Raw genomic sequence first — 23,736 nt, 5'->3', positions numbered from 1 at the left:
AAACCGGCATAATGGGTACATCTGGTGAGCCTGGAAATAAGCTGGTAGTGGAGAATGCAAAGAATACTGGTCCTACAAAAATAAGCATAATGGGTATATCTGGTGAGCTTAGGAATAAGCATTAGCGGAGAATACAAAGAACACAGATCCTACAAAAACAGGCATAATGGGTACATATAATAAGCTCGCCACTAAGCTGGCGGCCAAGATTGCAAAAGATGCAGCTCCTGGATCTGCGCATGTCCATATGATACCAGGTAGTGGTGAGCCTTTAATCTTTTTACCAAATGGCAGCCGTCTGTTCAGGGGAAACCCTGAGCAGACGGCTTTTATCTCTTCATTATTATCTTCTAAAGATGATGCATCTATTGCTTTAGGGCTATTAGGTATGGAGATGGATGGACCTGTGCTGATAGATGATACTATCCCTGATCCTCCTTTGCATGCTTTGTCATTGGCGATATCGCAGAGTTGTAATATGGGATGTAGTTATTGCTATGCGGGCCAGGGAGAGTTTGGAACTGGGGCGGCGAGTAGTATGAATGCGGAGATGGCTTTTAAGGCGGTGGATTTGTTGTTGAAAGATAAGGTTGCCGGTGATAAGGTACAGTTATCTTTTTTAGGTGGTGAGCCACTGATGAACAGGGCCGGGATACGGATGGCTACTGCGTATGCTGCAAAGCAGGCTTTGGCACGCGGAGTGGATATTGGATTTTCGATTACTTCTAATGGTACTTTGATTAGGGAGGAAGATGCTTCTTTTTTTGAAGAGTATGGTTTTGCGGTGACGATTAGTTTAGATGGGTTGAAGGAGGAGCATGATCGGATACGAACTTTTAAAAATGGCAAAGGTACTTATGACCAGGTAATGGCGAATATCTCGCCTTTGTTATCATTACAAAAACGAATGCAGGTATCTGCTAGGGTGACTGTTACGCCGATGAATATGGAGTTGCATACAGCGTTGGATACGTTTATTAATATGGGCTTTCATAGTGTGGGATTTTCGCCATTATTGCGGGCGGATAATGGGGCGAATGAAATGAGTGCTTATGATCTCGAGCATTTATTAGCGGAGATGATTGCATGTGGATTACAGTTTGAAGAGGCGGTGCTGAATGGCAGGCGATATCCGTTTTTGAATATGGTGAATGCTTATAAAGAAATTGCGAAGTCTACACATCGACCTTATCCTTGTGGAGCTGGTGCGGGGTATTTGGGAGTATCTGCAAATGGGGAATTGGCGGCTTGTCATAGATTCGTGAATGACTCGCGGGCAGAGATGGGGAGTGTGGATAAAGGTGTGGATGCTGCTTTACAACAGGCATGGTTGACAGAGCGACATGTGCATCATCAACAGCCATGTAGCGGTTGTTGGGCGAGGTATTTATGTGGAGGTGGTTGTCATCATGAGGTATTGGAAAGAGGTAGAGGTGCTTGTGATTATATCAGGGGATGGCTGCATTATACATTGCAGTCTTATGAAAGGATAAACAGATTGATGCCTGGTTATGACAAAGTATGACATTTGTATTTTCGGTGGAGGACCGGCTGGGAGTGCGATGGCAAAGCGGCTGATTGAGTTTGGGTATAGTGTGGTGGTGATTGAGAAGGTGCCGTTTCCAAGGCCACATGTAGGGATATCTTTATCGCCAGGTGTGGAGCATTGGTTGAAGGTATTGGGAGTGGATGTTAGTGTAGGTGTAGGTGTGGGTGCAGGTGTGGGTATGGAAAAGCGTTTGTCTCCCCGTTCTTTAGTATTATGGGAGAGTAATGAAGTGGTGGAAAAAGAAGGTGGTTGGCATGTGGATAGGGGATGGTTTGATCAGTTATTATTGAATGCATCAGGTGCGCGTGTGATTTTTGGTAATGCGTATCCGATAGAGAACATACATGGTGAGTGGGATGTTTTTATAGAACAGGAACAATCATTTTCAGCAAGATTTCTGGTAGTGGCTACAGGACGGCGACCTCTCTTAAAGGGGCGCCGTCGTGCTATATTGCCGGTAACGGTGGCGGCGTATGCGAGGTGTTCTTCATCTATTGAGACTTTTATTGAAGCGGGAGAGAGTTGTTGGTATTGGGGTGGAGGGGGAATGGGATTTGTGTTTGCAGATCCGGGTGAGGTGCAGAGATATAATTCAGTGCAAGCGTTTTTTGTGGATAAGATGGGACGTTCTCAATTGATGCGGAAGTTTTTGTTGAAGGATTCTCAATTGATGCGGAGGTCTCAATTGACGAAGGATGTTCAATTGATGAGATATTCTCAATTGATGAAGGATGTTCAATTAATGAGAGATTTTCAATTGACGAGGGATATCCAATTAATGAAGGATTCTAAATTGATGAATGATGTTCAATTGATAAGGGATTCTCAATTGATAAATTCAGGCCACTTTGGCGAAGTAAAGATGTGTACCGCTACTGCTTATGTAGATGAATCGCCCGTAGGGAAGAATTTTATTAAAATAGGAGATGCGGTGTTTACCATGGACCCTTTATCTGCACAGGGGGTGCAAAAGGCATTGAAGACTGCCGTGCAGGGAGCGGTAGTCGTAAATACAATATTAAAAGGAGATGCAGCAGCGGGGATAGCGTTTTATGAAAACATGGTGGCAGATGAGGTGAGTAAGCATGTGAAATGGACGCAGCAATTTTATCAGTCACAAAATATTTATGACAGTCCGTTTTGGGAGAAACGAAGCAAGGCGCTTTTTATTGAACAGGATCAGGTATTGAAGTTAAGTGCAGATGATCTGTTAATAACAAACCCTGCTGCTATCGTAGAACAAATCCCTGTATTAGGAAAAGAGCTCATTCAGTATGAACAAGGCATCAGGATACCCGGTCATGAAGCACCTTTTGTATATGTGAATGAAAAGCCGGTAGTAGAGATGGTTCATCTCTTAGACAGGCGAACCGCTAAAGAAGGCATCCAATTATTAGGAATGGACCTTATTCGATGGTTAGTATATAACAGGGTAATGATGAAGGCTGATCAATAAAATTTCGTATCTTTTTATTGTTAAACCTCCAGCATGCCCAAACAGCGTCAACAACCCAATTCAACCTTTGCCACCCGCAGTAACTCTGCCAATATTAGTGCCAAAGGTGCGCAACGCCCGGCACAACTTCGCCTGAAAGCAAGGACATTCAGCGATTTAATCCATGCTATTGTAACAGCCAAATGATCATCATCAATCCCTTTTCAAACTTATCACCGGATTCACCATCGCTGCTTTTAAGATCTCAAACCCCACAGTCATCCATGCGATGGCTAACGCTGTTAATGGCGCTATTACAAATACCCCCCAGCCAATATGTACATGGTAGGCAAACGTCTCCAGCCAGCGATTGATTCCTAATATAGAAATAGGTATAGCGATAACGACAGCTATTAGTACTAATCTGGTGAAACCCGTAGTCAGCAGGTAAATGATGTTTAGGATAGAAGCTCCTAATACCTTTCTTACACCAATTTCTTTCGTCTTTTGTTGTGCCAGGAAGGCAGAGAGACCATATAATCCCAAACTGGAAATGAAGATTGCCAGGATAGAGAATAGATTGAAGATCTTGCTCATCTGCTGCTCTCCTTTGTATTGATTAGCCAGGTCCTGGTCCAGGAAGCTATACGTGAAAGGATAAGAAGGGTTCAGGTCTGTGTTTATTTTTTCTAAGGCTTTGATGGTCGCTTCTGTACTACCTGGCTGGCTTTTGACTACTGCATACCCGCCATATTTATTAAGCCCTAAGATGAGTGGTTCAATGACCTGTTGTATAGGTTTGAAATTGAAATCTTTTATCACTCCTATGATTTTGCCACTGGTACCATTTAATGATAGTGGTTTGCCTAGGGCGTTATCGACTGTCATTCCCATTAGTTTCACAGCCGTTTCATTGATCACAAAATTACTTGAGTCATTAAATGCGGTAGAGAAGCTTCTCCCTCTCAACACGTTTATTTGAAAGACCTTTGTAAAGTTTTCACTTACGCCCATGCTGGGGATGACTACCTGCAAATTAGGATCTCTCCCTTCCCACATTACATTCATATTCCCACTGATGATATTGATAGGCAATTCTGATATGATCGTATAATTAGCTGTATGTGGATTTTGTTCTAATGCAGTTTGTAATGCCTTTGTTTTTTCTGACAATTCACCATTGATGGGTATATAGACCAGGTTAGATTTGTCAAACCCCAGGTTACTGTTTCTGATGTATTGGAGTTGTTTATACACGACTACTGTTCCTATTAGAAGTACAATAGATACCACAAATTGTACGATCACCAGCCCATTGCGGAAGATTAAATTTCCGCCTGGGAGGTTGTTATTCCCTTTCAACACTTTGATAGGTTGGAATCCTGAAAGAATAAGTGCGGGGTATATGCCAGACAGCAGGCCGGTGAAGAGCGCGATACCTGATAGGATACCTATATCCTTTAAATGGAGTGTAAGATCTTTATCCGCCAGTAAATTGAATACAGGGAGGAATAAGCAGACAATTATTAAAGCCAGTATCAATGAGAAGAAGGATATTAATAATGACTCAGCCAAAAACTGTCTGATCAATTGACCTCTTAGCGCACCTATTACCTTGCGTAATCCCACTTCTTTTGCTCTTCTGGCAGAACGGGCTGTAGCGAGGTTCATGAAGTTAATACAGGCGACTATCAATATGAATATTGCTACTATAAAGAAGATATTTACATATTGTACATTCCCATGACCGGGCAAATCCACCTGAGCTGCAGGAGATAGGTGAATGCTGGTCAGGGGTTGTGCTGTGTATTCGGCTTTCATGGTGGGCACATGTTGTTTAAATACCCGGGTAATGTCTGCGTTTAGTTTGGATAAGGCTGCTGGTGTAGGGATAAAGCTTTTATCCAATTGTATATAGGTATAGAAATTAAAGTTGGTCCAGGTGTTGTTGATTAGGTCTGAACTGATTTTCGCTATTGCAGACATTGGCAAAATGAAATCAAATTGCAGGTGGGAGTTAGAAGGGATGTTAGCTAAGACCCCAGTTACTGTTATTGAGCTTCCATTATCTATTTTGAGCGTTTTCCCAATCGCATTCTCCGTACCGAAGTACTTTTTAGCCATATTCTGGGTGATGAGGACACCGTCAACCCTATTTAGTGCTGTTTTTGCATCTCCCTTTACAAAGGCAAAGTTGAATATCTCCAAAAAGCTCGGATCCGCATAGAATACCCTTTTCTCTTCGAATTTCAGTTCATTGACCTGGAAGAGGTGGTGTTCTAAATGGCTCAACCTTACTGTATTTTTTATTTGGGGGATTGCTTCCTTTAACCCTGCAGGCATCCCGGCAGGGTTTACCGCTGCTATAAAGTCGCTGGCGTTGACGATGACCCTATAGGTCTGATCAGCGTTTTTATGAAACCGGTCATAGCTCTTTTCATGCTGTACCCATAGTAATATCAAAATGCTGGAAGCCATGCCGACTGCAAGGCCTAATACATTGATAGTAGTATAGGACTTATGCCGGATAATATTGCGGAATGCGATTTTGATATAATTTCTGAACATGGGTTGGATTTTGGCTGGTAGGATGGGCACAAAAAGATGGCCACTTTTTAAGTATTTATAATATTAAGGATTAGATATTATAAATATTTAGATGGTGTTCGGATTTGAGAATAGGGTGTTCGAATTTGTATATTTGGTAGTCAATTTTATACTGCGAAATTATGCTAATACCCAAAGAGAACTACTTCAAAGAAGACATTTACAAAGCGCTATCAGTACCAAGAGAAAGACAAAAAGGCTCTTGGAATACAGGTTACGTAAAGTACGAAGGCAGCTATTATATTTTTGCAAATATTGGTGTAGCGGGAAGAACTGGTCATAACTACGACAATCATTGGGAAGGAGAAAATATGTTAGTTTGGTATGGAAAGAATGAATCACATGTAGGCCAGAACACCATCCAAGAAATGCTAAGTAGAAAAGTACCTGTGCATATTTTTACAAGAGAGCAGGATCGGAGTCCATTTTTATACCGCGGATGGGGAATTGCCATTAGACATGAGAAGACAACCCCTGTACAGATTGTGTGGGATATCATACAGCCATTAGGGGAAAAGGGCACAGATGAGGAAATTGAAGAATTGATCACGCATACTGAAGCGCCTAATGATGTGGTCAAAAAAATGGTGGCTAATATTAAGCGTTTAAGAACTGGACAAAAAGCTTTGAAAGACGGACTCATGAAATTATATGAAGGACGCTGTTGTATAACTGGATCCAGCATAGAAGAGTTGCTGATTGCTTGTCATGTTGAACCACATAAGGAAAAGGGTAATAATCATTCTACTAATGGGCTGCTCATGAGGGCAGATTTACATATTTTGTTTGATGCTGATTTGATTGGGATAGAGCCAGATACATTGAAGGTACGGATAGGGAATAAGTTGAAGGGGGGCGAGTATGAGTATTTAGATGGGATATTGTTAAGGCAACGAAGAGATAGAATGCGGCCTGATAGAGATGCGCTTGCAAAAAGATGGAAAAAGTTTATAAGTGTTAGTGTTTAATTGATAGATGTTTAGAATGTAAGTATCTATTATTATATAAAATTATAAAATGAAACATGAACTAATCCCTTCTTCCGATCGATGACAACAATGATTAGTTTATGCTTTGCAAATTAGTTTATCAAACATGTTGTTTGGTCCTACTAGGAAGATGGCAATGCCATATGATGATATCGCCTATTAATGTGTATATATCATTATGTTCTGCCCCAAATCTAAGCGTATTAGATGTTTGATTAAATGACCCCATATCATGAATTATTCCCTGGGGGAAAAATAACCCTGGATTATTGCTAGGCTCGAATTACCAGAGAATGATTTGGGGCCCAATAGCCCGAAAATGTGCTTCGCTCGAAGTGTCATCCTCAACTGATTCTGGTGTTCTTACATGATTAATTATATAGCCGTCATAACTCATTAGCTTAAGAATGATAGCATTGGCCAGCGTCATTAACCTCATCCCTAGTTCCAGTTCTTTCATCTCAAACGTTTGTCTATCATATGGGATGAGGCTCACATTTCCATGCAATAGCGCATTCCTATACATTAGTGCTTTGTCATCTTCTTTTGTTAATGGAATATTTAATATCTCAAACGGTATTTTTAATCTGTCTCTATTGGTTGGACTGTTTATAGCATTGAGCTTTTTTTCAATCACGAATGTGTTTACATCCGGATCATCTTGATATGGGACCAAAGTAGCTTTCATTTGATCAGCTATTTGCCGTGCTTTTGCTTTGTTTTTTATGGGGACTATCGCTTCTGGGAACCACTCTTCAAATAGCGTTGCTAATGCTTCCAGTGCAATCGCGAAGCCTGCAGGCATCATTAGTAAGGATGAATTTTTTGCCTCGACTATCAAGAGTATAACTATCTTATGTTCATCCTTTTTATGGACCCAATTACATAAATTACTCAGAACTTCTTTATTAACTTCTTTTGTTTTATCAAAGTAGCTCTCAGCTAATTCAGTTTTATTAGATCTGATACGTGCATATGGATTAGATGTAACGGGAGTATATATAGATCGTAGACAGGGGCGTAGCTTTTCATAGCTTATACTTGTAGGTAGGGCCATGTCTGGAGTTGGGTAGCTGAATATATACTGCTCATTTTGCCATAATTGCCCAGTGAAAAATGCCAGGGCTATTGAAATCGTCCAACAATATTGGCTAAACTGATTATAAGATAGTGGCTGAAGACTTTCTATTATTAAGTATCCAGCATTCAATATATCTGTGGCATAAATATAAAATTTGTTATTATCCATCTCTACTTCTAGAAGACTTTTATTTACACCATTATAGTCATTGTGGATTGTTTTAATTTCAAAGATGAAATAACAATTAAACCCTTCTGAAATTGGTATAATTGACCTCAAATAACAGTTTGATTCAAACTGTTCTTCTCCTTTTCTGAAATTTAAGATAGTATAACTTCGGGATGTATAGGCCTTACGAGTTTCTTTATTGAATTTGGTTTGATGTTTTCCTTCTATTAACCCATCTAGGATGAATTGATTATTGCTAGTTGCCAAAGTGATAGGGCCAACTGCAAGATCATCATGATTAATTCCATTTTGGAAAATGGTTAACTCAAATCCACTTTTCTCACTGTGCTTTAATATTGATGTAGCCTTTCCCATTACCCTGCCGCGCCAGGTGTTAGTTTTAAGCTCTTCAATCTGTTTGATGGCGTGAGCAATAGTTTTTGTCTGTCTGGTGGTCATTGATTTGAATTTGGGTAAATAAGTGCAAATATTGGTTATGACTGCGCAGTTATTTTGCGCAGTTATAAGGTGAAGTAAATAATTTAGCTTTTTATACAGCTGCAGGCCATATAACGCAACTCCCTAATTTTGATAATTCCATTTTTTCTATTATCTTATCATTTGTTTTTAACCTAATTAACCCAAAATAATTGTTTTTAACTCGTTGAAAATCTACCACTAGCGGACAAATAACCTATAAAAAACACATATGGCAAAAAAGAAATACTACACGGTTTGGATTGGCCGGGAAAAAGGGGTTTATCATACCTGGGCGGAATGTGAAGCACAAACGAAAGGTTTTACTGGAGCCAAACAGAAAGCCTTTAATACCCTACAAGAAGCCGAAGAAGCATTTAAAAATGATTACAACCTGTACTTTGGTACCAAAGAATTTAAGAGTGAATTATCTGAAGAGCAACTTGAATTAATTGGCCAACCCGATTTGAATAGTATATCTGTAGATGCTGCTTGGGACACAATAACAAAAGAGGTAGAATACAAAGGAGTAAATACCAAAACCAAAGAAGTATTGTTTAGTGAAGGACCGTTTAAAGGAGGAACCATTAATGTAGCTGAATTTCTGGTAATCGTTCATGCATTAGAATACTGTAAAAAGAATAATCTTACAATCCCAATCTATTCTGATAGTTACAATGCTATTAAGTGGGTCAAAGAGAAAAAATTAAATACCACCTTACCCCTAACTGATGATAACAAGAAGCTATTTAGAATGATTGAAAGATCCATTCAACTCCTGAATGAAAACATCTATATCAATCAAATCCTGAAATGGGAAACCAAAGCCTGGGGAGAGAATCCTGCTGATTTTGGGCGTAAGTAATAAAGGAGTTGGATTATAACATACTCATTAACATTCTATTAACTCTTCTGGTTTTTAATATCATTAACTTAGCATTCAACCTAATTGTCAATGTAAAATGTTTGAAGACCTGACAGGTTGTTTCCCTGTTTCTACGTGAAGTCTTGCCAGGTCTATGCCTATATATTATGACCCAGGAACAATTACCATTTGATTTTATTAGAGAAGTACAAAAAGATTCCAACTTTGCCGCGCTATTCCCAGAAGAGCAGGCCATGAGAGCTATGCTATGGATCTACGGAAAGATGATGACGGGGGCTATTCCAGGAGAACGTTTCAATGAAGAGATGATATATACTGCTTTTCAGGAAACCAACCGGGGGCAGTACGAGCGTGTTCCTGCTTCTAAATTTAATGCCCTCATATCTGGGTTGCAATATTATTTTCTTAGATATGACGAGGATGAGCAGATTTATACATTCAGGGATTACGCTAAAAACATCTTTAACGCAGTATTAACGACACTTAATGGAAGCTTTAATCCCACAGAAATTGAAATCATTTGTACAAAGCTATATGAAGATCTCGTTCAATGTGGTTCTACCAAAGAGCTAGAGTCCTGGATGCATCTTAATTTTTCTGCTTTTGAGCCCAAAATGAATACCCAGGTGGATAACCTGGATCGATATATTGATAAGACGGTGCGTGCTATCAGAGAAACTGCTCAATTGCAGGAAGGTGATGCATTAGAAACGTTAAAAAATATTAATGTGGAGCTAGAAAAAGTAAGAGAATATAATTTGGAGCTAAGAGCTGCATTTTCTCTTATGAAAGAAATCAATAGAGAGCTTAATAAGCATATTAATGGTATTGAAAATGCAGAATTGCTCGATAATATTGAAAAAGTACGTCAATACTTTCCACATGTTAAGTACAGATTGGATTTGATCGATAAAAAATTGGATCGCTTACAACCCAGAATGAGGCAGCTTTTTAGTGGCTTAAATAAGCCATTATTCAATACTAAAGTTGAAAAGTTCCTTCGTTTTATTTTGGTAAACGCTCACCTGGAACAGAAGAATATTGTATTCCCATTGGGAATTACTTCATTTAGAATTTTTCAGCAAACACCGAATTTTATATTGGTAGAACGAAAAGATGATTTGTTCCCACCCATGGCACGTAAACGTCCTGGTAATGATCAATCAGAAGAACATGTGCAGGAAATCCATAAAGGATTAAATAAAAAAATAGTGCTGCAAAGCCAGATAGATAAGCATGTGCAAGCTATTCTGGATAAATGTAGGCGAGACGGCGAAGTGTTATTCTCTTCTTATTTCTTCCAAATAATAGAAGAGGAAAATAGTTTTGAATTGGCAGTGAGAGTTGCTCATCGATTGGTTCGCCAAATTCCTTACCGGAAAGATTTCAATTTTGTTGTAGATAATTCGATTCCTATTCAAATAAATGGTATCACAATATGGGAAATGATAATCATGAATTGCCGGTAGAGATACAATTCTTAATGCATCGGGATGCAAATGAACTGTTCGCAGAATTAGATTTTCAATTAAAAGATGGAATGCACTTTCAACATATTGATGGCCAATACCCATTCTTTCAATTTATTGAAGAAAATGAGGAGAGCTTAAAAAAATATTACCAAAATTACTTTGGGGTGCCTTTGGTAGTTGGTGGAGAAGGCCTGGAACGTTATTATTTTTTGGACTTAAATTCAAAAAGCAGAAGTGAAATAGATAGTTCCCGACGTGATTATCTTAAGAATGAGTATGTCATTATTGGTTTTTTGATTTATAAAGTCATTTTCATCGACCAGCATATCGCGTTATCCTCGGTTCGTCTACTACAAGAAACCATTCGTAAAGACTATGAAGAATTAAAAGGTGATCTATATCGATTAATAGCCAAGGCCAAAAAAGAAAGCCCTTCTCAGATGAATGATAATGAGATGGATGATACAGTATTGAGAGCACTGAAAGAGTTTAGGAAGATTGGCTGGGTTACATTAGATGGAGATACATTCGATCCCAATCCATCCTTTCATCGAATACATAAAATATATAGCGATTATATCAACAATATTGATGTGCTCATCAAAAAATTATCTGAACAATGAAGCATTATCCAATAATTTATAGGTTATCCACATTAGGACTGCGTCAACATCAGGAGTTTGATTATGATTTTCATGAATTTAGAACTGATTTCATTGGTGAAAGCGGTTCAGGGAAAAGTATGATTGCAGATTTGTTGCAACTGATATTGGTAGGTTCAGATGCATTCGAGTCTGCAACTGCAGCAATGGGTGGGCCAAGAACACCAGATGGAATGGTATTGAAGACAAGAGATGGTAGGGGTACAGACATTGGGTATGCTTTTTTAAATATTCAAATTGCTGCGTCTGAATTTGTGGTTATAGGAACTTATATCCAATCTTCCACTAGAGGCGCAATTCCTTTTACCATTCAACATGGATATGATGAGACAACATTAATACCATTGAAACAACCATTGTCTTATGTAGAATTATTGCAGGATGATAAGGTTGTTCCATTGGATGAATTGGTGGATTATTTGGAGACAAAGGAATTGGTATGTAAGCCATGGCAACGTAGGAAGCAATACCATAAGTTTTTATACGATCATCAATTGTTGGAACTAGATCTTTCTGAGAATGAAAAATTGCTGAATGATTATGCTACTATTATTCAATCTTTTTCAAGAGGAAACACTCCAGAAACGCAAAAAGGAGATGCATTGAAGAACTTTTTATTTGGAGCTGCGGGGGGTAAAAAGATTTTTGCTAGTTATCAAGTAACTGTGGCGGATTTAAGAGAGGGCTTTGAACAATATGCAAAGAATAAGTCTGATATTGATTTAATTACCCATAAGCAGCAACGACTTGGTATCATTTTAAATTTGGAAATTGAGACAGAAAAGGCGAAGTATCAATCGTTACTCCATGATTTACAATTTACGCATCAGCAAAAGGAACATTGGAACAGAGAGCTTTTAGAACATGGACGTATCACAAAAACTAACTATAATTCTCTATTGCTACTTGAAAATGTGCTAAAGCAATTAGGAGATAATTCAACAATAGACCTTGAAGTTAAGCAAAGAGCATTTGATGATGCACAACGGGAATATGGTATACAACAAAGGAGAAAAGGCATTATTGAGTCGGTAGATTCGTGGTTAAAAAAATATGATACTACTATTGGGGAATTGCTTTCTGTCTATCAAAAAAATGCAAGGTTAAAGAAATACGCCGATATATGGAAAGAAGGGAATCGCGCCCTTGAAAGAAAAGGGTTGCAAGATCTGTTGACATCTCTAATGCCATCAACGTCTGCCAGAGCACTTATTGAAACTTTGGACGATATTATTGCCCGTACGCAGGATGCTATTAAGGAAAAAGAGGGCTTTCAACAATTTATGGATATTAACAATACAGGTTCTCTTGGTCATTGGGCATTGAAACAAAAGCGAGCGTTTAATTTAAAGGAGGAAAGTGTCATTATGCACTTTAAAACCTTGTCAACTCATAAACCAGGTACGATTAAGCCATTTGTTAGATATATTCCTGCGCCTGAAATTTTATTTCGGGAGCTAAGTATCACAGAATCGGACGATGTTGGGGGATGGCTTCATTTGAACGGCATCCGGGAGCATATTCATTGGGTGAAGAAGCAAATTCTGTCTAAAGAAAATATACAGCATATAGAGCAATTCTTTCAGCAAGAAACCCAGAATATTAAAGAACAGATTCAGCATTTGGAAAGGGAAGTTCAAATTCATAAACAATTGAAAAGTATTGTTATTGAACTGGATTTTGATAGTTATTTACAGGCAATTAGTATTCTTGATGAATTGAAGCATTTGAATGTTGACGATGATTTTATGAAGCAGAGCGAGGCGATAGTCAAAGATTATATAGAAGACTATGAAGATAAGGAAAATATTCTCCGGGATTTTGAAGATAGTAAACTAAAAATGGAAGAAACATTTCAAGAGAAGGAAGCGGCCAGAGGATTTAATGGTTTTGTTAGCACAAAGTTGAAAGTTTTAAATACAACGTTGCGAGGAGAGAGCTGGAAAGATGAATATAGGGACGTGCTTGAAATGGTACTTCCTACATCTGAGCAAGAACTTGTTCTGGCAAACCAGCAGCAATCCTATCTAATGCTGGAACTGACGCAAAAAAAAGACAAAGCCAGTTTTCTGGAAGAGAAAATAGAATTTTACAGGACTGGACTGAATACATTTAAATTCATGGACGCGTGGGATAAGTTTAAAGTGGCTGAGGATAGTTATCAAACAGCCCATTCATTTTACGTGAAAGCCTATGGTGATATACCTGCTGATGTATTTGAGGACAAAACTTATAAACAAGAAGGAAGTCACTTAAGGATAGATTACCAGAATAGGAAATATGAATTTGAGCATGAATACAATGCAGCGGTCCATGATTTTATTAAAAATGATGCGTATCAGTACGAGAATATCTTTGATACTACTGGGCTAAGTAAGGTGATGTTACCTGGAGCCTTTCCGGGACTTGAAGTTAATAATAAGAATATTATAGAACTCATCAGTAATTTACTTGATAAGATCAATGAGAAAAACAGGGATTTGAACAGGCGTAAATTTCAGAGAATTAGTGATCTCCTTGATCAGGTTTTAGATGAAGTACAAACTCGGTTATCGATGGTTAAACGGATAGATATATTCCTGAATAAAGAAGACAAGGAAATTACTGGTGGGCATAGAGTTCGTCTTCAATCATCTATGTCAAGAGAGTATCCTGATGAATGGATCACGAATTTTCAAGCGTTGTTGAGAGATGATAATGAGAACCTAATAGATACCAGGCTTGCTGAAAGCCCTAGCCTGGATGACAAGTTACTGGCGGCATTCGGCGCTTGTTCTGGGAGTAGAACAAAACCTAAGATTGAAAAAATACTGGATCCTAACTCATATTTTGATCTTGAGTTTACAATGAAATCAGAGAGTGGGGCTGTCAATAAGGGAAGTAGTGGGCAAAGTTATGCTGGCATTGCTTTGCTTTGTATCGCCAGATTGCATATCATTGGTGCTGGAGTTGGGGCCAGAGGTAGAAATGGCATTAAGTTTATGCCTGTGGATGAAGCGGAGGGACTTGGTAGTAATTATGATATGTTGTATAATATTGCGAAAGAGTATCATTATCAAATTGTGTCATTTGCAATTAATCCATTAGGCGCATTTACAGAAGGAAATCTCTATATGTATATGTTATCTAAGGATTTGACTTCAAAAGAGGACATTAATTATATACCATTGGCTATTCGATGTGAGCGGGATATGGATTTGGTTAAATAATTCGTGATAAGATGATAAATAGAGAATTAAAGTGGCCTCATCTAAAAGGATTGTATGAATTGTATATAACAGGGCAAACATCAGATAGTATATTGAAGAATGCATTTGTACGCAGTCTTAAAAACCGGAAGTTGATAGGGCCTAAACCTGGCCGGTTAAATACTTTAATGGATAAGCCAGGTTATAAGGCATACTATGAGGCAAAATTTTTGCCGGCTTATCAACGATATGTAACCTTTCTAGAGGCTAATAATATTCCATTGGACGGTAGGCAGCGATTTGATGAGTATGATTTGGAGACATTTGCGTTTATAGTGGAAAGAAAAGATGAGATCCTAGAGAGTGTACCTAGTATCCGTCAGTTTTCTAGTAGGGTGTTTCATGAAAAGGGCTCTAAGTATCTTGAAGATCATCCAGGAATAGCCAGTACGGTATTGCGCTTGTTAGGCCTTGATAGTTTTCCTGGGAGTGATCCAAAGGAGAATCAATGGCGCTTTGTTATAGATCCTCCATCTCCCAAATTGATTGTGCTCTGTGAAAATATTGCGAATTTAAAAAGACCCTGGATAGCTATAGCCCATGAGATAGAACTTTGGTATGTAGGTGGTAGCAATACCGCTATTCTTGAAAATATATCCTTTGATAAATTACAACTTCCATTGTTTTATTGTTGCGATTGGGATCAGGATGGGATAGATATTTATAAAAGGATTTATAAGATTTTTGCTGAAAAGGGGAAAGATATTGGGATATTGACGCCTTATGATCAACAAGCTGCTATTCCTGAAGTTTCAGAAAAGCACGAGAGTAGGTGGAAGGAGGTGGATATGGTTAAACAATGGCCCGCGCATCCTTTTAATGCGGAGCAGGTAGAGTTATTATCCAAGCTTTTTCGAAATAAACAGTGGATAGAAGAGGAAAGCCAAGACCTGGTTGAATTATTGCGTTATAATGAACTTATCAAAGCATAGCCGGATACACAGATTGAAATTGTTTCCAATCCTTGAAATCAGAAAATACGGCAACATGACTTAAGAATTATCTAGTAGTTCAATATTTTAGCAACTGGTTATGCTTCTCTTTTGTTATGGCTAGTAGGATTGCCGTCTAGGAATCGAACCTCTTATCCAGGAAATTCTTTATCATAAGATAATCTCAAATAGACTATTTCAGGATCGTTCCCATTTACCCCAAATACCCGTGCAATGATATAATTAATGGGCTCACTTTCTATAAACCTCCATTCGGAATTGCGCCAAAAAATCTCTGTTTTTTCATGCTGGAATTTGGCTCTCGTTGTAGACTTCGCATCCACATAAAATATTACCTGCTGTAACGCAATATCCAAAATTTCAAAATCATAGGCATCTGTGGGAGTTATAACAGTCGGGTTTTCGGCACTTGTCCATCTAACCCTACTGACTCCAAATCTTTTAATCAAATCTTTATAAACGATTTCTTCACCTAGATAGCCTGAATTAATACGCGCACCTTCGTCGCCGAATTCCCTATCAGCAAGCTCCTCTAACTGATCCATTGGCACCCTACCAATCAGTGCTAAGAAACGCTGTAATTTTTCAGGTGTATAGTTATGTAGGAGCCGTTCAATATCACCCCATCCATTTTTTATTATCCTTTGATCTCCATTTTCTTTAAGTTGTTCTTCTATGTTACAGTATGTAACAAAATCTTCATTATTCAACCCTTCGTCAACCAAACTACGTAGCAAGGATGTGAGACTACTCTGAACATTACTATTAACATAAATTTTGTTATCCGACATCGCCAAGTCATTCTCATTGAATCGAACAAATATGTAATCATCAAATCCTTTGATCTTGGCTAATTGAGGAAGCGTACCTGGAAATAGAAAAATTAAATACCTATCATTCACGATCTTCTTCCAAAGTTGATATACTTCATTCGTAAGCTCCACACTCGCTAAATCAAGTGTGTTAAAATCAAATTCTTTTATAATCTCAATTGGCTCTAAAACTTCCTCCTCAACATCTTCTTCATCATCTGAATCCACATTTGCTTCATCTGATTCAAAATTTTCGTTGATATACTTATTAATGTGGCTGGCCATTTTCTCCAAACTCCTAAGCTCATCTATTCCAGTCAAGGATATATTCTGTTCTTTCATCCAAACCAACGTATTATTCAGCAACATTTCATTGACATCCTCTATTATTAATGATAATGAACCATGCTTTTTTAATTGTTTTCGAATGGCCACAATATTAGCGAGAGGAGTATTAATCTCTAAATCACTAAGAAAACTATCAGGAATCTGATTTTGTAAGATCCAATCTAAGAAATACGCCGGGGGTAACTCCTCCTCAATTGCTAAATCTTGAACTATCATACAGACAAGTGGATTGAACCCTAATAATTCCCGAGTAGAAACACCGCCAATTCGCGACCAGTCAACAAATCTAAAATAATTTTTGTCTTCATTATTCCACAGCTCAAAAATATATTGAAGAAGATTAAGCTTATCATAATCATCCAACGAATCTTTAATATCGAAACAAACAAATGAATTATCATAAATATTTGGCTTGCTAAAAATCTTACCACCATCATTTTTGAGAAAAATTGCTTTCCCATTAAATATCGTTTCGATAGCTTCATACTTAAAGTCAAGACTTGCAAATGGCTTTAGAAAATTGAAGTGATGTATGAAAAAATTATAGGTCAAATTATATTCTCCATCTAACGTGAGGACAAAGTATTCAGTTAAATCCAGGGACGTGATTTGGTTGTGATAAAGAATTATAAACGCAAGCTGATATGCATTTTCTAATTTCTTTGGGATAAGTTCCAATATCTCTATTAGATCAGTCTCAAAATGAATATTGAGTAGTGCCTTGAGTTGTATTTCATTAATTCCAGCAGTCACCAAATTGGATATTATTCTATGCAATAACCCTGTAATGGAAAAACCCTGAGGCAATACATCAGCAACGTATAGCTTTATATCACTACCAAGAAAAGTAATTTCTTCAGCGGATGAAGGAATAGTGTTCATGCTGACCTCTTTTCCATCGACAATTAATCTAATTTTATTTCTGAACCAGTGGCTTTGTATTTCCTTACTCTTTAGTTCACCACATGCCATGTCAAGTACTTTGTACTCGAAAGTATCTTTATCATAGGAAACATCGGCCGATAAAACAAGCTTATTTAGTTTTTCAAGAAAAGCGATTTTAGGACCAGAATAAGATATGAAATCTATTAATGTCTCGGCAAAAAGGTCAAAATCAATATGTTCAAGTAAAAAATAGTAAAATTCTTCTCCAGATAGAACACCTTCTTTATTTTTAAGATCATTAAATTCCGCAGGCAGGATCTTAAAGGTGACGTCTGCTGATGCATTGCTATTAATTATATCCCTTAGGTATTTTGCAGTGGCAGTCGCTACATTTACCTGGTGTACAGATGCTGATGCTTCAGTAACCATAAACCCGGAATCTTCTTTCTCAACACAAAATTTCTCAAAAAAAGTTTCATGGTTTCTTTCGCAAAAGTTAATAAGCTCACGAACATCCGACACGTCTAACAGGCAAGGTTCAATCGGTAAATCACCAAGATATTCTGTTTTTAGAATAAACAGTGGCGGCTTGAGAAATACAAGAGTATTGTAATGAGGTATGTATTTCCCGGTAAGGCTAAAAATAATATTAGCAAGTGTCGTATAGTTTGATGAAGATTGCAGCTGTTCACTGAAAAAAATATCTTGTGAATATACAAAGCGTTCCTCCCCACTTTCATCTTTAATAAGCACAAAACGTTCATTTTGCAACGGCGCATTTTCCGGATCTAATGAAAAATAATATTGAACTTTTTCGTAAAATGAATCCTTCTCTTCAATTTCAGCAATAATACTTTCCCAATTGCGTAATATAAAGGTTTGATAAATATTCTTTTCGGGAACCAAATAATTATTAAGTTCCGGAAAGTATTCTTGTGGGGATATTTTAAACTGGTTGAGCCACTCAGGTACTTTAGTAGTTGCGGGTAGCATAGCTTCTAGCGGTTTTACTCTATCTAAGGTATCCTTGAAAAGTTGTAATTTACCTAATGTGGCATCCGCTACGCCAATAAAGCGTGTCTCTGTACCTATAAAGTTCAGGAACAAGTTTCTTTTTCCTTCTGAAGAAAGCAGATTGGTTTTCTGTATTTTGTCAGCAATTCTTCTATAAACATCCTCCGGCTTCAGCAGATCAGAAGGTAGCTCTTTAGTGAACTTCAATTCTGATACATTTCGTTCGGAAATGGAAAAACCAATAGCGCATAGTTCTTTATTTATCCTGGCTGTTTGTTGGGTGGTAGCAATTAAGTCTGTATTGGTCATAACGTCCCGAAGCGAATAGAATTTACCGTCTGAGAACTTTAATAACTTTATATTTCCCAACCTGGATTTGACGTCATCTGAAAATTCAATATCTTGAATTTCTTTCAGAAAAACATTATAATTAGTTGCCGACTGTATGGTAATCCAATTATTCAGCAAAGAAATGTTAGCATTGAGGAGCACTTCCGCAATCGTCCATATTTCAATACCCAATTTTGCAACTGCAGCATCGACTAACAACTCATCCTTCTGACTATTCCATTCAAACCATTTAAGTCTGGGCATGCCTAGCTGCTGCATATCTAAATCAGTGCTAAATTCCTTTATTTTTACGTTTGCTACATCAGTTTCAAAACCATTACCAATAGGAATGTTTTGGCGAACAAACTCCATTAACGGCTTAAAAAAGAAATCATTGATATGTGGTTTTTTAATTGGTTCTTCAGATAATATTAATGCTGCATAAATAGCCAGGAAGTCCTTCCTATCCTCTAAACGTATTTTCTCTGCACGCTCCCCAAAAGCCTTAGTTATTGCCGGAAGTAGCCGTTCGTTTATTTGAGATCCTTGTTGCAATTTGCGCCGGTCATTATTCATATCAAACGCATTGCAGTGTAATAAGAACCTAAACCCATTCTTTTCTTCATCCATGGAAAAGAAGTTGTAAAAGTTCGGTGAAAGATTCAATGAGTCTGATTGCTTATAATCACTGTAGTAGGCTATGCTAAAGCGGATATCCCTATTGGGATTTCGTGGTTTTATTGCATTGAAATCAGCACTTCCCCGTTCAAATTTATCTTCAATACACCCTGTAAGTACCTGTTTGTTAATAAGCTCACCATTGACATATACACGCATCAAACTATTAAGAAAGTTCATTGAGTAAGAAATACCACTACGAAGATTATTAATGTTATCATGGATATATTTATATTTACCCGGACCAAGTTTCAGGAAAAAAATTGATCCTTTATTTATCTGTCCGCTTTCCCTATTCAGGATATTCATACTTTCAAGAGAATCAACTAATAATTTCCTCATTGCATTCAACTCTTCATCACTGAATACAATCCCTTCCGTTTCATGATCTTTTAATCTTATTTCTTCACCTAGTGATACTGGAAAACAGGTATAAATAATCTTTAGCAACCAAGGTAAACGGGAGTTATATTCATCTATTTTGTTATAACATAGACGCTTCCCTTCTATAAACATCTTTAGGTGGTGCGCCTCCGACCAACTAAAGATAATGGGACCTGCATAATCATTAATAATTGCATCCAACCCGTCATCTTCTCCTAACAAACGATGCAGGATTTTGAATCCGATTCCAAATGTTCCAATATCGTCTCCTTGTTTATCTGAATCGCCAATATTGAGAAGTGCTGACATATTGTTATCGGTAAAAAAAGCTCCATTATTTATGCATAATAAGTAGTCTTCATTGTAGGTTACGCTAAAAAATGTTGCACGGCTGTCATCAGCATTTTGTATTAATTCATAAATAGCCTGTTGATCTGCAGCAACATTTAGTGATGTACTACGAAGGAATCCACCAATATCATCACGGGTACCGTATATCAAATAAGGGAAACCTTTCTCTTTACGACTTGAGATAGGATGGAAAATGTTTACGAAGTCAGTATCGATAGATTTATCGTCGTTACGGGCTTTTACTTGTTTATACCATTGTCGGAATTTGGCAACGTTTCTTAAATATAGCATGGGCATCACAAAAAATGAATTAACGTTAAAATTTATAATTCGACATTGACAGCAGATGGGGGGATACTCAATTCTAATAAATATAAGAAAGAATTGGAAAACAATCCGTTAGTTAGCTATAGGATTTTAATACTCAGAGAGGATAATAGTATTTGGGTTCAATAAGTTTATTAATTGACAAGTTATTATACTTGTAAAATAATAATAGAGTATTGATGATTAGTTGCAGATGTGTGAAAACTAGAATCTGGAAAATCAGGATTCTGTTGGTTCCACAGATAAAAAAAGTTTCCAATCCTTGAAATCAGGGAATACGCCAACATGGCTTAATAATTTGTCTATTAATTCCTCCTTTTTGTCAGGGTTACTTTTAAATTCATAGTAAAGACCTAATAATTGTATACTACTTAATAAGCAGTGTTCTCGTTGTTGGGAATAGTTTAGCATTTGATGTGGGAAAGTATCTGTGGGTCTATCTTTAAGTGCTTTTTCTTTATAGGCATTTACTATCAATATTCCCTTGGGCTTGATTGCATTTTCTTCATAATAACTTGAAACCCATTTTTCTAATTGTGCAGCATGCTTTTCTGCTGCAGAGCCATTGACTCCTTTTATTTCTACTACTCCAAATGATGAGGTCATCTCTATTCTCTTTGGCAGAAATAATTTCAAATCCAAGTTCTTCGAATATGGATTGAACAATTTGTTCTAATTGATCGCCACTTGTCGTTAATAAGGATTTATGGTAATTATAAACTTGAAGATCGTCTTGAAGGACAGTTAGTTCTTTGTTAAGGTCGTCAATATTATTTATTGTATCATTAATCTTGCTAGCTGTAATATTTTCATTAGGCAATTTGTACTCTCCTAGACAATCGGGTATCTCGATTGTACATTCTGGAGCATGTTGACCCACGTCTCTGATTTATGTTGACCCACCATTCTGGGATGTTGCCCCACCCTGGTCCATTTTATCCGGAATATAATAAGATTGTCATTCTGGCATATTGAACCACCTGCAGGTAATCATTAGTAAGGGCTTTTTGCTATCATTTGCTCCTTAAAAATATAGGAGCATTGCACAAACGCCTATAGCAATGGAACAATTAAAACAGCTTTTACAACTTGAGAAAGACAGGGTTGGGATACTTACAGGATCTTACCAAACAGGTAGGAGAGACCTCCAAAGAAGTCGCCAATACTTCCAAAGGCTTTAAATCCACCTGGCAAAAGGATACCAGTGGTAATATTAAGTATGAACAAATACCTGATTATCGTAGCCGGCAGGAAGTTAGTATCAGCAAGAAACAGAAGTTAACAGTAGAAAACGGGGAATTTACCAATCTCTCCTGGGAACCTGTCACCAATTTTCACGCGCAGGTCTTTCCTTCTTTTATTATTGCCTGGGCAAGTTATACAGGAGAGAAGGATGTCGACATGGGAAGTAGTTTAGGCTTTAAGATCAAAAGCAATGTCTCAGGAGTTGTATTGAAGTGGGAGATAGAATCTGCAGATAAAAGTTATTTTAAAATAGACAGTGGGTATATCACCTGTAAAGGCTCAGGTGAGACATTGAATTTCATGCCCAAAGTCGCCTGGGATTTCAGACAACTGGGCAAGCACCAGACCTCGGCGCCAATGGATATCTATTTCAGATTGATAGACCCTGTCACCGGTGCAAGGGTAGAGAAGCTGGTAACTGCTACCTTGAGGAGTATTAACGACTGTATAACCCTTTACGATAATCAGTCTTACAACTTCATGTTTGCCGCCTATGTAAACGAAGAACATCCTTTAATTGACAAAATATTGAAGGAAGCTTTAGATACCAAGATGATTAGTTCCGTAATGGGATACCAGGGATTCAATAGGGGCCATGCGCTTTCATCTGCAGAAAGAGTGGACGCTATGAATTCGGTAGATCTTCAGGTAGCTGCTGTCTGGAGAGTATTGCATGACCGAGGATTTAAATATAGCAGTATTACTGATAATTCAGCCGCGAGACAGGACAACTATATTTTCTCTCAGACGGTACGCACCTTTGACAATGCCATGAATACCAGTCAGGCGAATTGTGTGGATGGTACGGTGTTGATGGCTTCTATTTTAAAGCGGATGGGATTGAGACCGGTATTAGTGCTGGTACCTTCACATTGTTTCCTGGGGTATTATCTGGATGTCGATTCGGATGATGAAACGGGTTTGACCTTTTTAGAAACGACCATGCTATCATCGAGTGGTATGATTGAACACCCTAAAGACGCAATATTAAAGAATAAGAAATTAATTGATGAATATACACCGGTGGGTGCAAAGCTTTCAGACATAAACAAGTGTTATTATGCCCAGTTCCTATTAGCGAAATTTAAAGGAATTGAAAATTATAAATTAAATAGACAGCTGGCAAGTGAGAATAAGAGTTTGATAGAATTGGTGGATGTCCAACAGTATAGAAAAATGATTGCTCCTATACCTATTTATAATTAATTGAGAGCCATTGCGATAAAAGCAATGGCTTTTTTGTCTTCGCCATCTATATTGAAGATAATTATCCCATGCTAAGGGATGAATTAATACCATTTTTAATAGAAGGAAGTACACCACCGATCAGCCACCGTTCCAAAGGAATATTCCTTTGCGGTGGCTGAATGGGTGACATGGGTAATGAATTCAAACAACTTTCAGGTTCGTTGTCTTCGTATAGTAAGACAACCGGTTAATAATGAGGTATATAGCTGTATGCAGCTTTTCCGCATACGTGACTCCTGGTTTTTATATAATGCCAGGTGCCTTCGAGGTTAAAAAGGGAAAGCAAAGAGCATGGCTGACATGAATATCAACCTGGTTCAATTTAGAGGGTATAAGTAAGACAATGCTGATGATGAAAAAGTATGAGCGGAATAGAAAAAAAGTTTAAATTTTTTTTGAGGGCAAAAAAAAGGCTTGAGTAATATAGAAATATTCTCAAGCCACTCTAATTTCAATTAAAACCAGATTCCTTTGAAACGATCAAAAGGAATCGTGATGTAAATATTCAACTAATTTTTGAAAAAAACACAAAATGTGTCAAATTATTTTGTTGATTTTCAAATTATTATCTATGAAGTTGTTTATAC

The 23,736-nt window shown here is 37.6% G+C and carries 14 protein-coding genes; 10 read left to right on the top strand and 4 right to left on the bottom strand.

All coding sequences use genetic code 11. The features are described from left to right. Window positions 1-166: 166 nt before the first annotated feature. From BW716_RS28125 to BW716_RS37085, 3 genes are read left to right on the top strand one after another with little or no spacing between them, the layout of a single operon-like run. Complete coding sequence (locus BW716_RS28125) at window positions 167-1,525, top strand: radical SAM protein (RefSeq protein ID WP_083729285.1); 1,359 nt, start codon at window positions 167-169, stop codon at window positions 1,523-1,525. Continuing rightward, window positions 1,512-3,005 carry an NAD(P)/FAD-dependent oxidoreductase gene (locus BW716_RS28120; RefSeq protein WP_143709080.1) on the top strand — a complete coding sequence of 498 codons (1,494 nt, stop codon included), beginning with the start codon at window positions 1,512-1,514 and terminating at the stop codon, window positions 3,003-3,005. The genes BW716_RS28125 and BW716_RS28120 overlap by 14 nt, the downstream gene beginning before the upstream one ends. Window positions 3,006-3,038: 33 nt before the next feature. Then, window positions 3,039-3,191: a hypothetical protein gene (locus tag BW716_RS37085; RefSeq protein ID WP_179091306.1), complete on the top strand. Its 153-nt coding sequence runs from the start codon at window positions 3,039-3,041 to the stop codon at window positions 3,189-3,191. Between the two features lie 6 nt (window positions 3,192-3,197). Here the strand turns inward: BW716_RS37085 and BW716_RS28115 are convergent, their stop codons facing one another. Further along, window positions 3,198-5,552 (bottom strand): ABC transporter permease, encoded by a 2,355-nt coding sequence (locus BW716_RS28115; protein WP_083729281.1) that lies wholly within the window; start codon window positions 5,550-5,552, stop codon window positions 3,198-3,200. Between the two features lie 161 nt (window positions 5,553-5,713). Here BW716_RS28115 and BW716_RS28110 point away from each other — a divergent pair, with 161 nt between their 5' ends. Further along, window positions 5,714-6,559, top strand: coding sequence for an HNH endonuclease (locus BW716_RS28110; RefSeq protein ID WP_083729279.1), 846 nt, complete (start codon window positions 5,714-5,716; stop codon window positions 6,557-6,559). A gap of 304 nt (window positions 6,560-6,863) precedes the next feature. Here BW716_RS28110 and BW716_RS28105 read toward each other — a convergent pair whose 3' ends face one another. Next, window positions 6,864-8,288, bottom strand: coding sequence for a hypothetical protein (locus BW716_RS28105; RefSeq protein ID WP_083729277.1), 1,425 nt, complete (start codon window positions 8,286-8,288; stop codon window positions 6,864-6,866). Window positions 8,289-8,538: 250 nt separating this feature from the next. Here BW716_RS28105 and BW716_RS28100 point away from each other — a divergent pair, with 250 nt between their 5' ends. The 5 genes from BW716_RS28100 to BW716_RS28080 all read left to right on the top strand — a co-directional run bounded on the left by BW716_RS28100 (window position 8,539) and on the right by BW716_RS28080 (window position 15,506). Next, a complete protein-coding gene (locus BW716_RS28100) occupies window positions 8,539-9,171 on the top strand; it encodes a viroplasmin family protein (RefSeq protein WP_083729275.1) in 633 nt (210 codons plus the stop codon). 167 nt (window positions 9,172-9,338) lie between these two features. After that, entirely contained in the window at window positions 9,339-10,661 is a 1,323-nt protein-coding gene (locus BW716_RS28095; RefSeq protein WP_083729273.1) for a hypothetical protein, read from the top strand. Continuing rightward, entirely contained in the window at window positions 10,631-11,287 is a 657-nt protein-coding gene (locus BW716_RS28090) for a hypothetical protein (RefSeq protein WP_143709079.1), read from the top strand. The genes BW716_RS28095 and BW716_RS28090 overlap by 31 nt, the downstream gene beginning before the upstream one ends. Then, a complete protein-coding gene (locus BW716_RS28085) occupies window positions 11,284-14,535 on the top strand; it encodes a hypothetical protein (RefSeq protein ID WP_083729269.1) in 3,252 nt (1,083 codons plus the stop codon). The genes BW716_RS28090 and BW716_RS28085 overlap by 4 nt, the downstream gene beginning before the upstream one ends. 11 nt (window positions 14,536-14,546) lie before the next feature. After that, window positions 14,547-15,506, top strand: coding sequence for a hypothetical protein (locus BW716_RS28080; protein ID WP_083729267.1), 960 nt, complete (start codon window positions 14,547-14,549; stop codon window positions 15,504-15,506). Between the two features lie 152 nt (window positions 15,507-15,658). Here BW716_RS28080 and BW716_RS28075 read toward each other — a convergent pair whose 3' ends face one another. Further along, complete coding sequence (locus BW716_RS28075; RefSeq protein ID WP_083729265.1) at window positions 15,659-20,626, bottom strand: sacsin N-terminal ATP-binding-like domain-containing protein; 4,968 nt, start codon at window positions 20,624-20,626, stop codon at window positions 15,659-15,661. A 249-nt stretch (window positions 20,627-20,875) separates the two neighbouring features. Further along, window positions 20,876-21,298 carry a hypothetical protein gene (locus BW716_RS28070; RefSeq protein ID WP_083729263.1) on the bottom strand — a complete coding sequence of 141 codons (423 nt, stop codon included), beginning with the start codon at window positions 21,296-21,298 and terminating at the stop codon, window positions 20,876-20,878. Between the two features lie 447 nt (window positions 21,299-21,745). On the opposite strand from BW716_RS28070, the gene BW716_RS28065 reads away from it, so the two are divergent. Then, window positions 21,746-23,107 carry a hypothetical protein gene (locus BW716_RS28065; RefSeq protein ID WP_143709077.1) on the top strand — a complete coding sequence of 454 codons (1,362 nt, stop codon included), beginning with the start codon at window positions 21,746-21,748 and terminating at the stop codon, window positions 23,105-23,107. The last annotated feature ends 629 nt before the right edge of the window (window positions 23,108-23,736 follow it).

It is taken from the genome of [Flexibacter] sp. ATCC 35208 (genome assembly GCF_001975825.1).
GTDB lineage: Bacteria > Bacteroidota > Bacteroidia > Chitinophagales > Chitinophagaceae > Chitinophaga.
This window is presented reverse-complemented; position numbering and strand designations above follow the sequence as displayed.

Excerpts from the sequence above, each read along its gene's own strand:
- BW716_RS28080 (WP_083729267.1), top strand. The coding sequence starts at position 14,547 with ATGATAAATAGAGAATTAAAGTGGCCTCATCTAAAAGGATTGTATGAA.
- BW716_RS28090 (WP_143709079.1), top strand. The coding sequence starts at position 10,631 with ATGGGAAATGATAATCATGAATTGCCGGTAGAGATACAATTCTTAATG.
- BW716_RS28095 (WP_083729273.1), top strand. The coding sequence starts at position 9,339 with ATGACCCAGGAACAATTACCATTTGATTTTATTAGAGAAGTACAAAAA.
- BW716_RS28100 (WP_083729275.1), top strand. The coding sequence starts at position 8,539 with ATGGCAAAAAAGAAATACTACACGGTTTGGATTGGCCGGGAAAAAGGG.
- BW716_RS28125 (WP_083729285.1), top strand. The coding sequence starts at position 167 with ATGGGTACATATAATAAGCTCGCCACTAAGCTGGCGGCCAAGATTGCA.
- BW716_RS28075 (WP_083729265.1), bottom strand. The coding sequence starts at position 20,626 with ATGCCCATGCTATATTTAAGAAACGTTGCCAAATTCCGACAATGGTAT.
- BW716_RS28120 (WP_143709080.1), top strand. The coding sequence starts at position 1,512 with ATGACAAAGTATGACATTTGTATTTTCGGTGGAGGACCGGCTGGGAGT.
- BW716_RS28105 (WP_083729277.1), bottom strand. The coding sequence starts at position 8,288 with ATGACCACCAGACAGACAAAAACTATTGCTCACGCCATCAAACAGATT.
- BW716_RS28115 (WP_083729281.1), bottom strand. The coding sequence starts at position 5,552 with ATGTTCAGAAATTATATCAAAATCGCATTCCGCAATATTATCCGGCAT.
- BW716_RS28110 (WP_083729279.1), top strand. The coding sequence starts at position 5,714 with ATGCTAATACCCAAAGAGAACTACTTCAAAGAAGACATTTACAAAGCG.
- BW716_RS37085 (WP_179091306.1), top strand. The coding sequence starts at position 3,039 with ATGCCCAAACAGCGTCAACAACCCAATTCAACCTTTGCCACCCGCAGT.
- BW716_RS28085 (WP_083729269.1), top strand. The coding sequence starts at position 11,284 with ATGAAGCATTATCCAATAATTTATAGGTTATCCACATTAGGACTGCGT.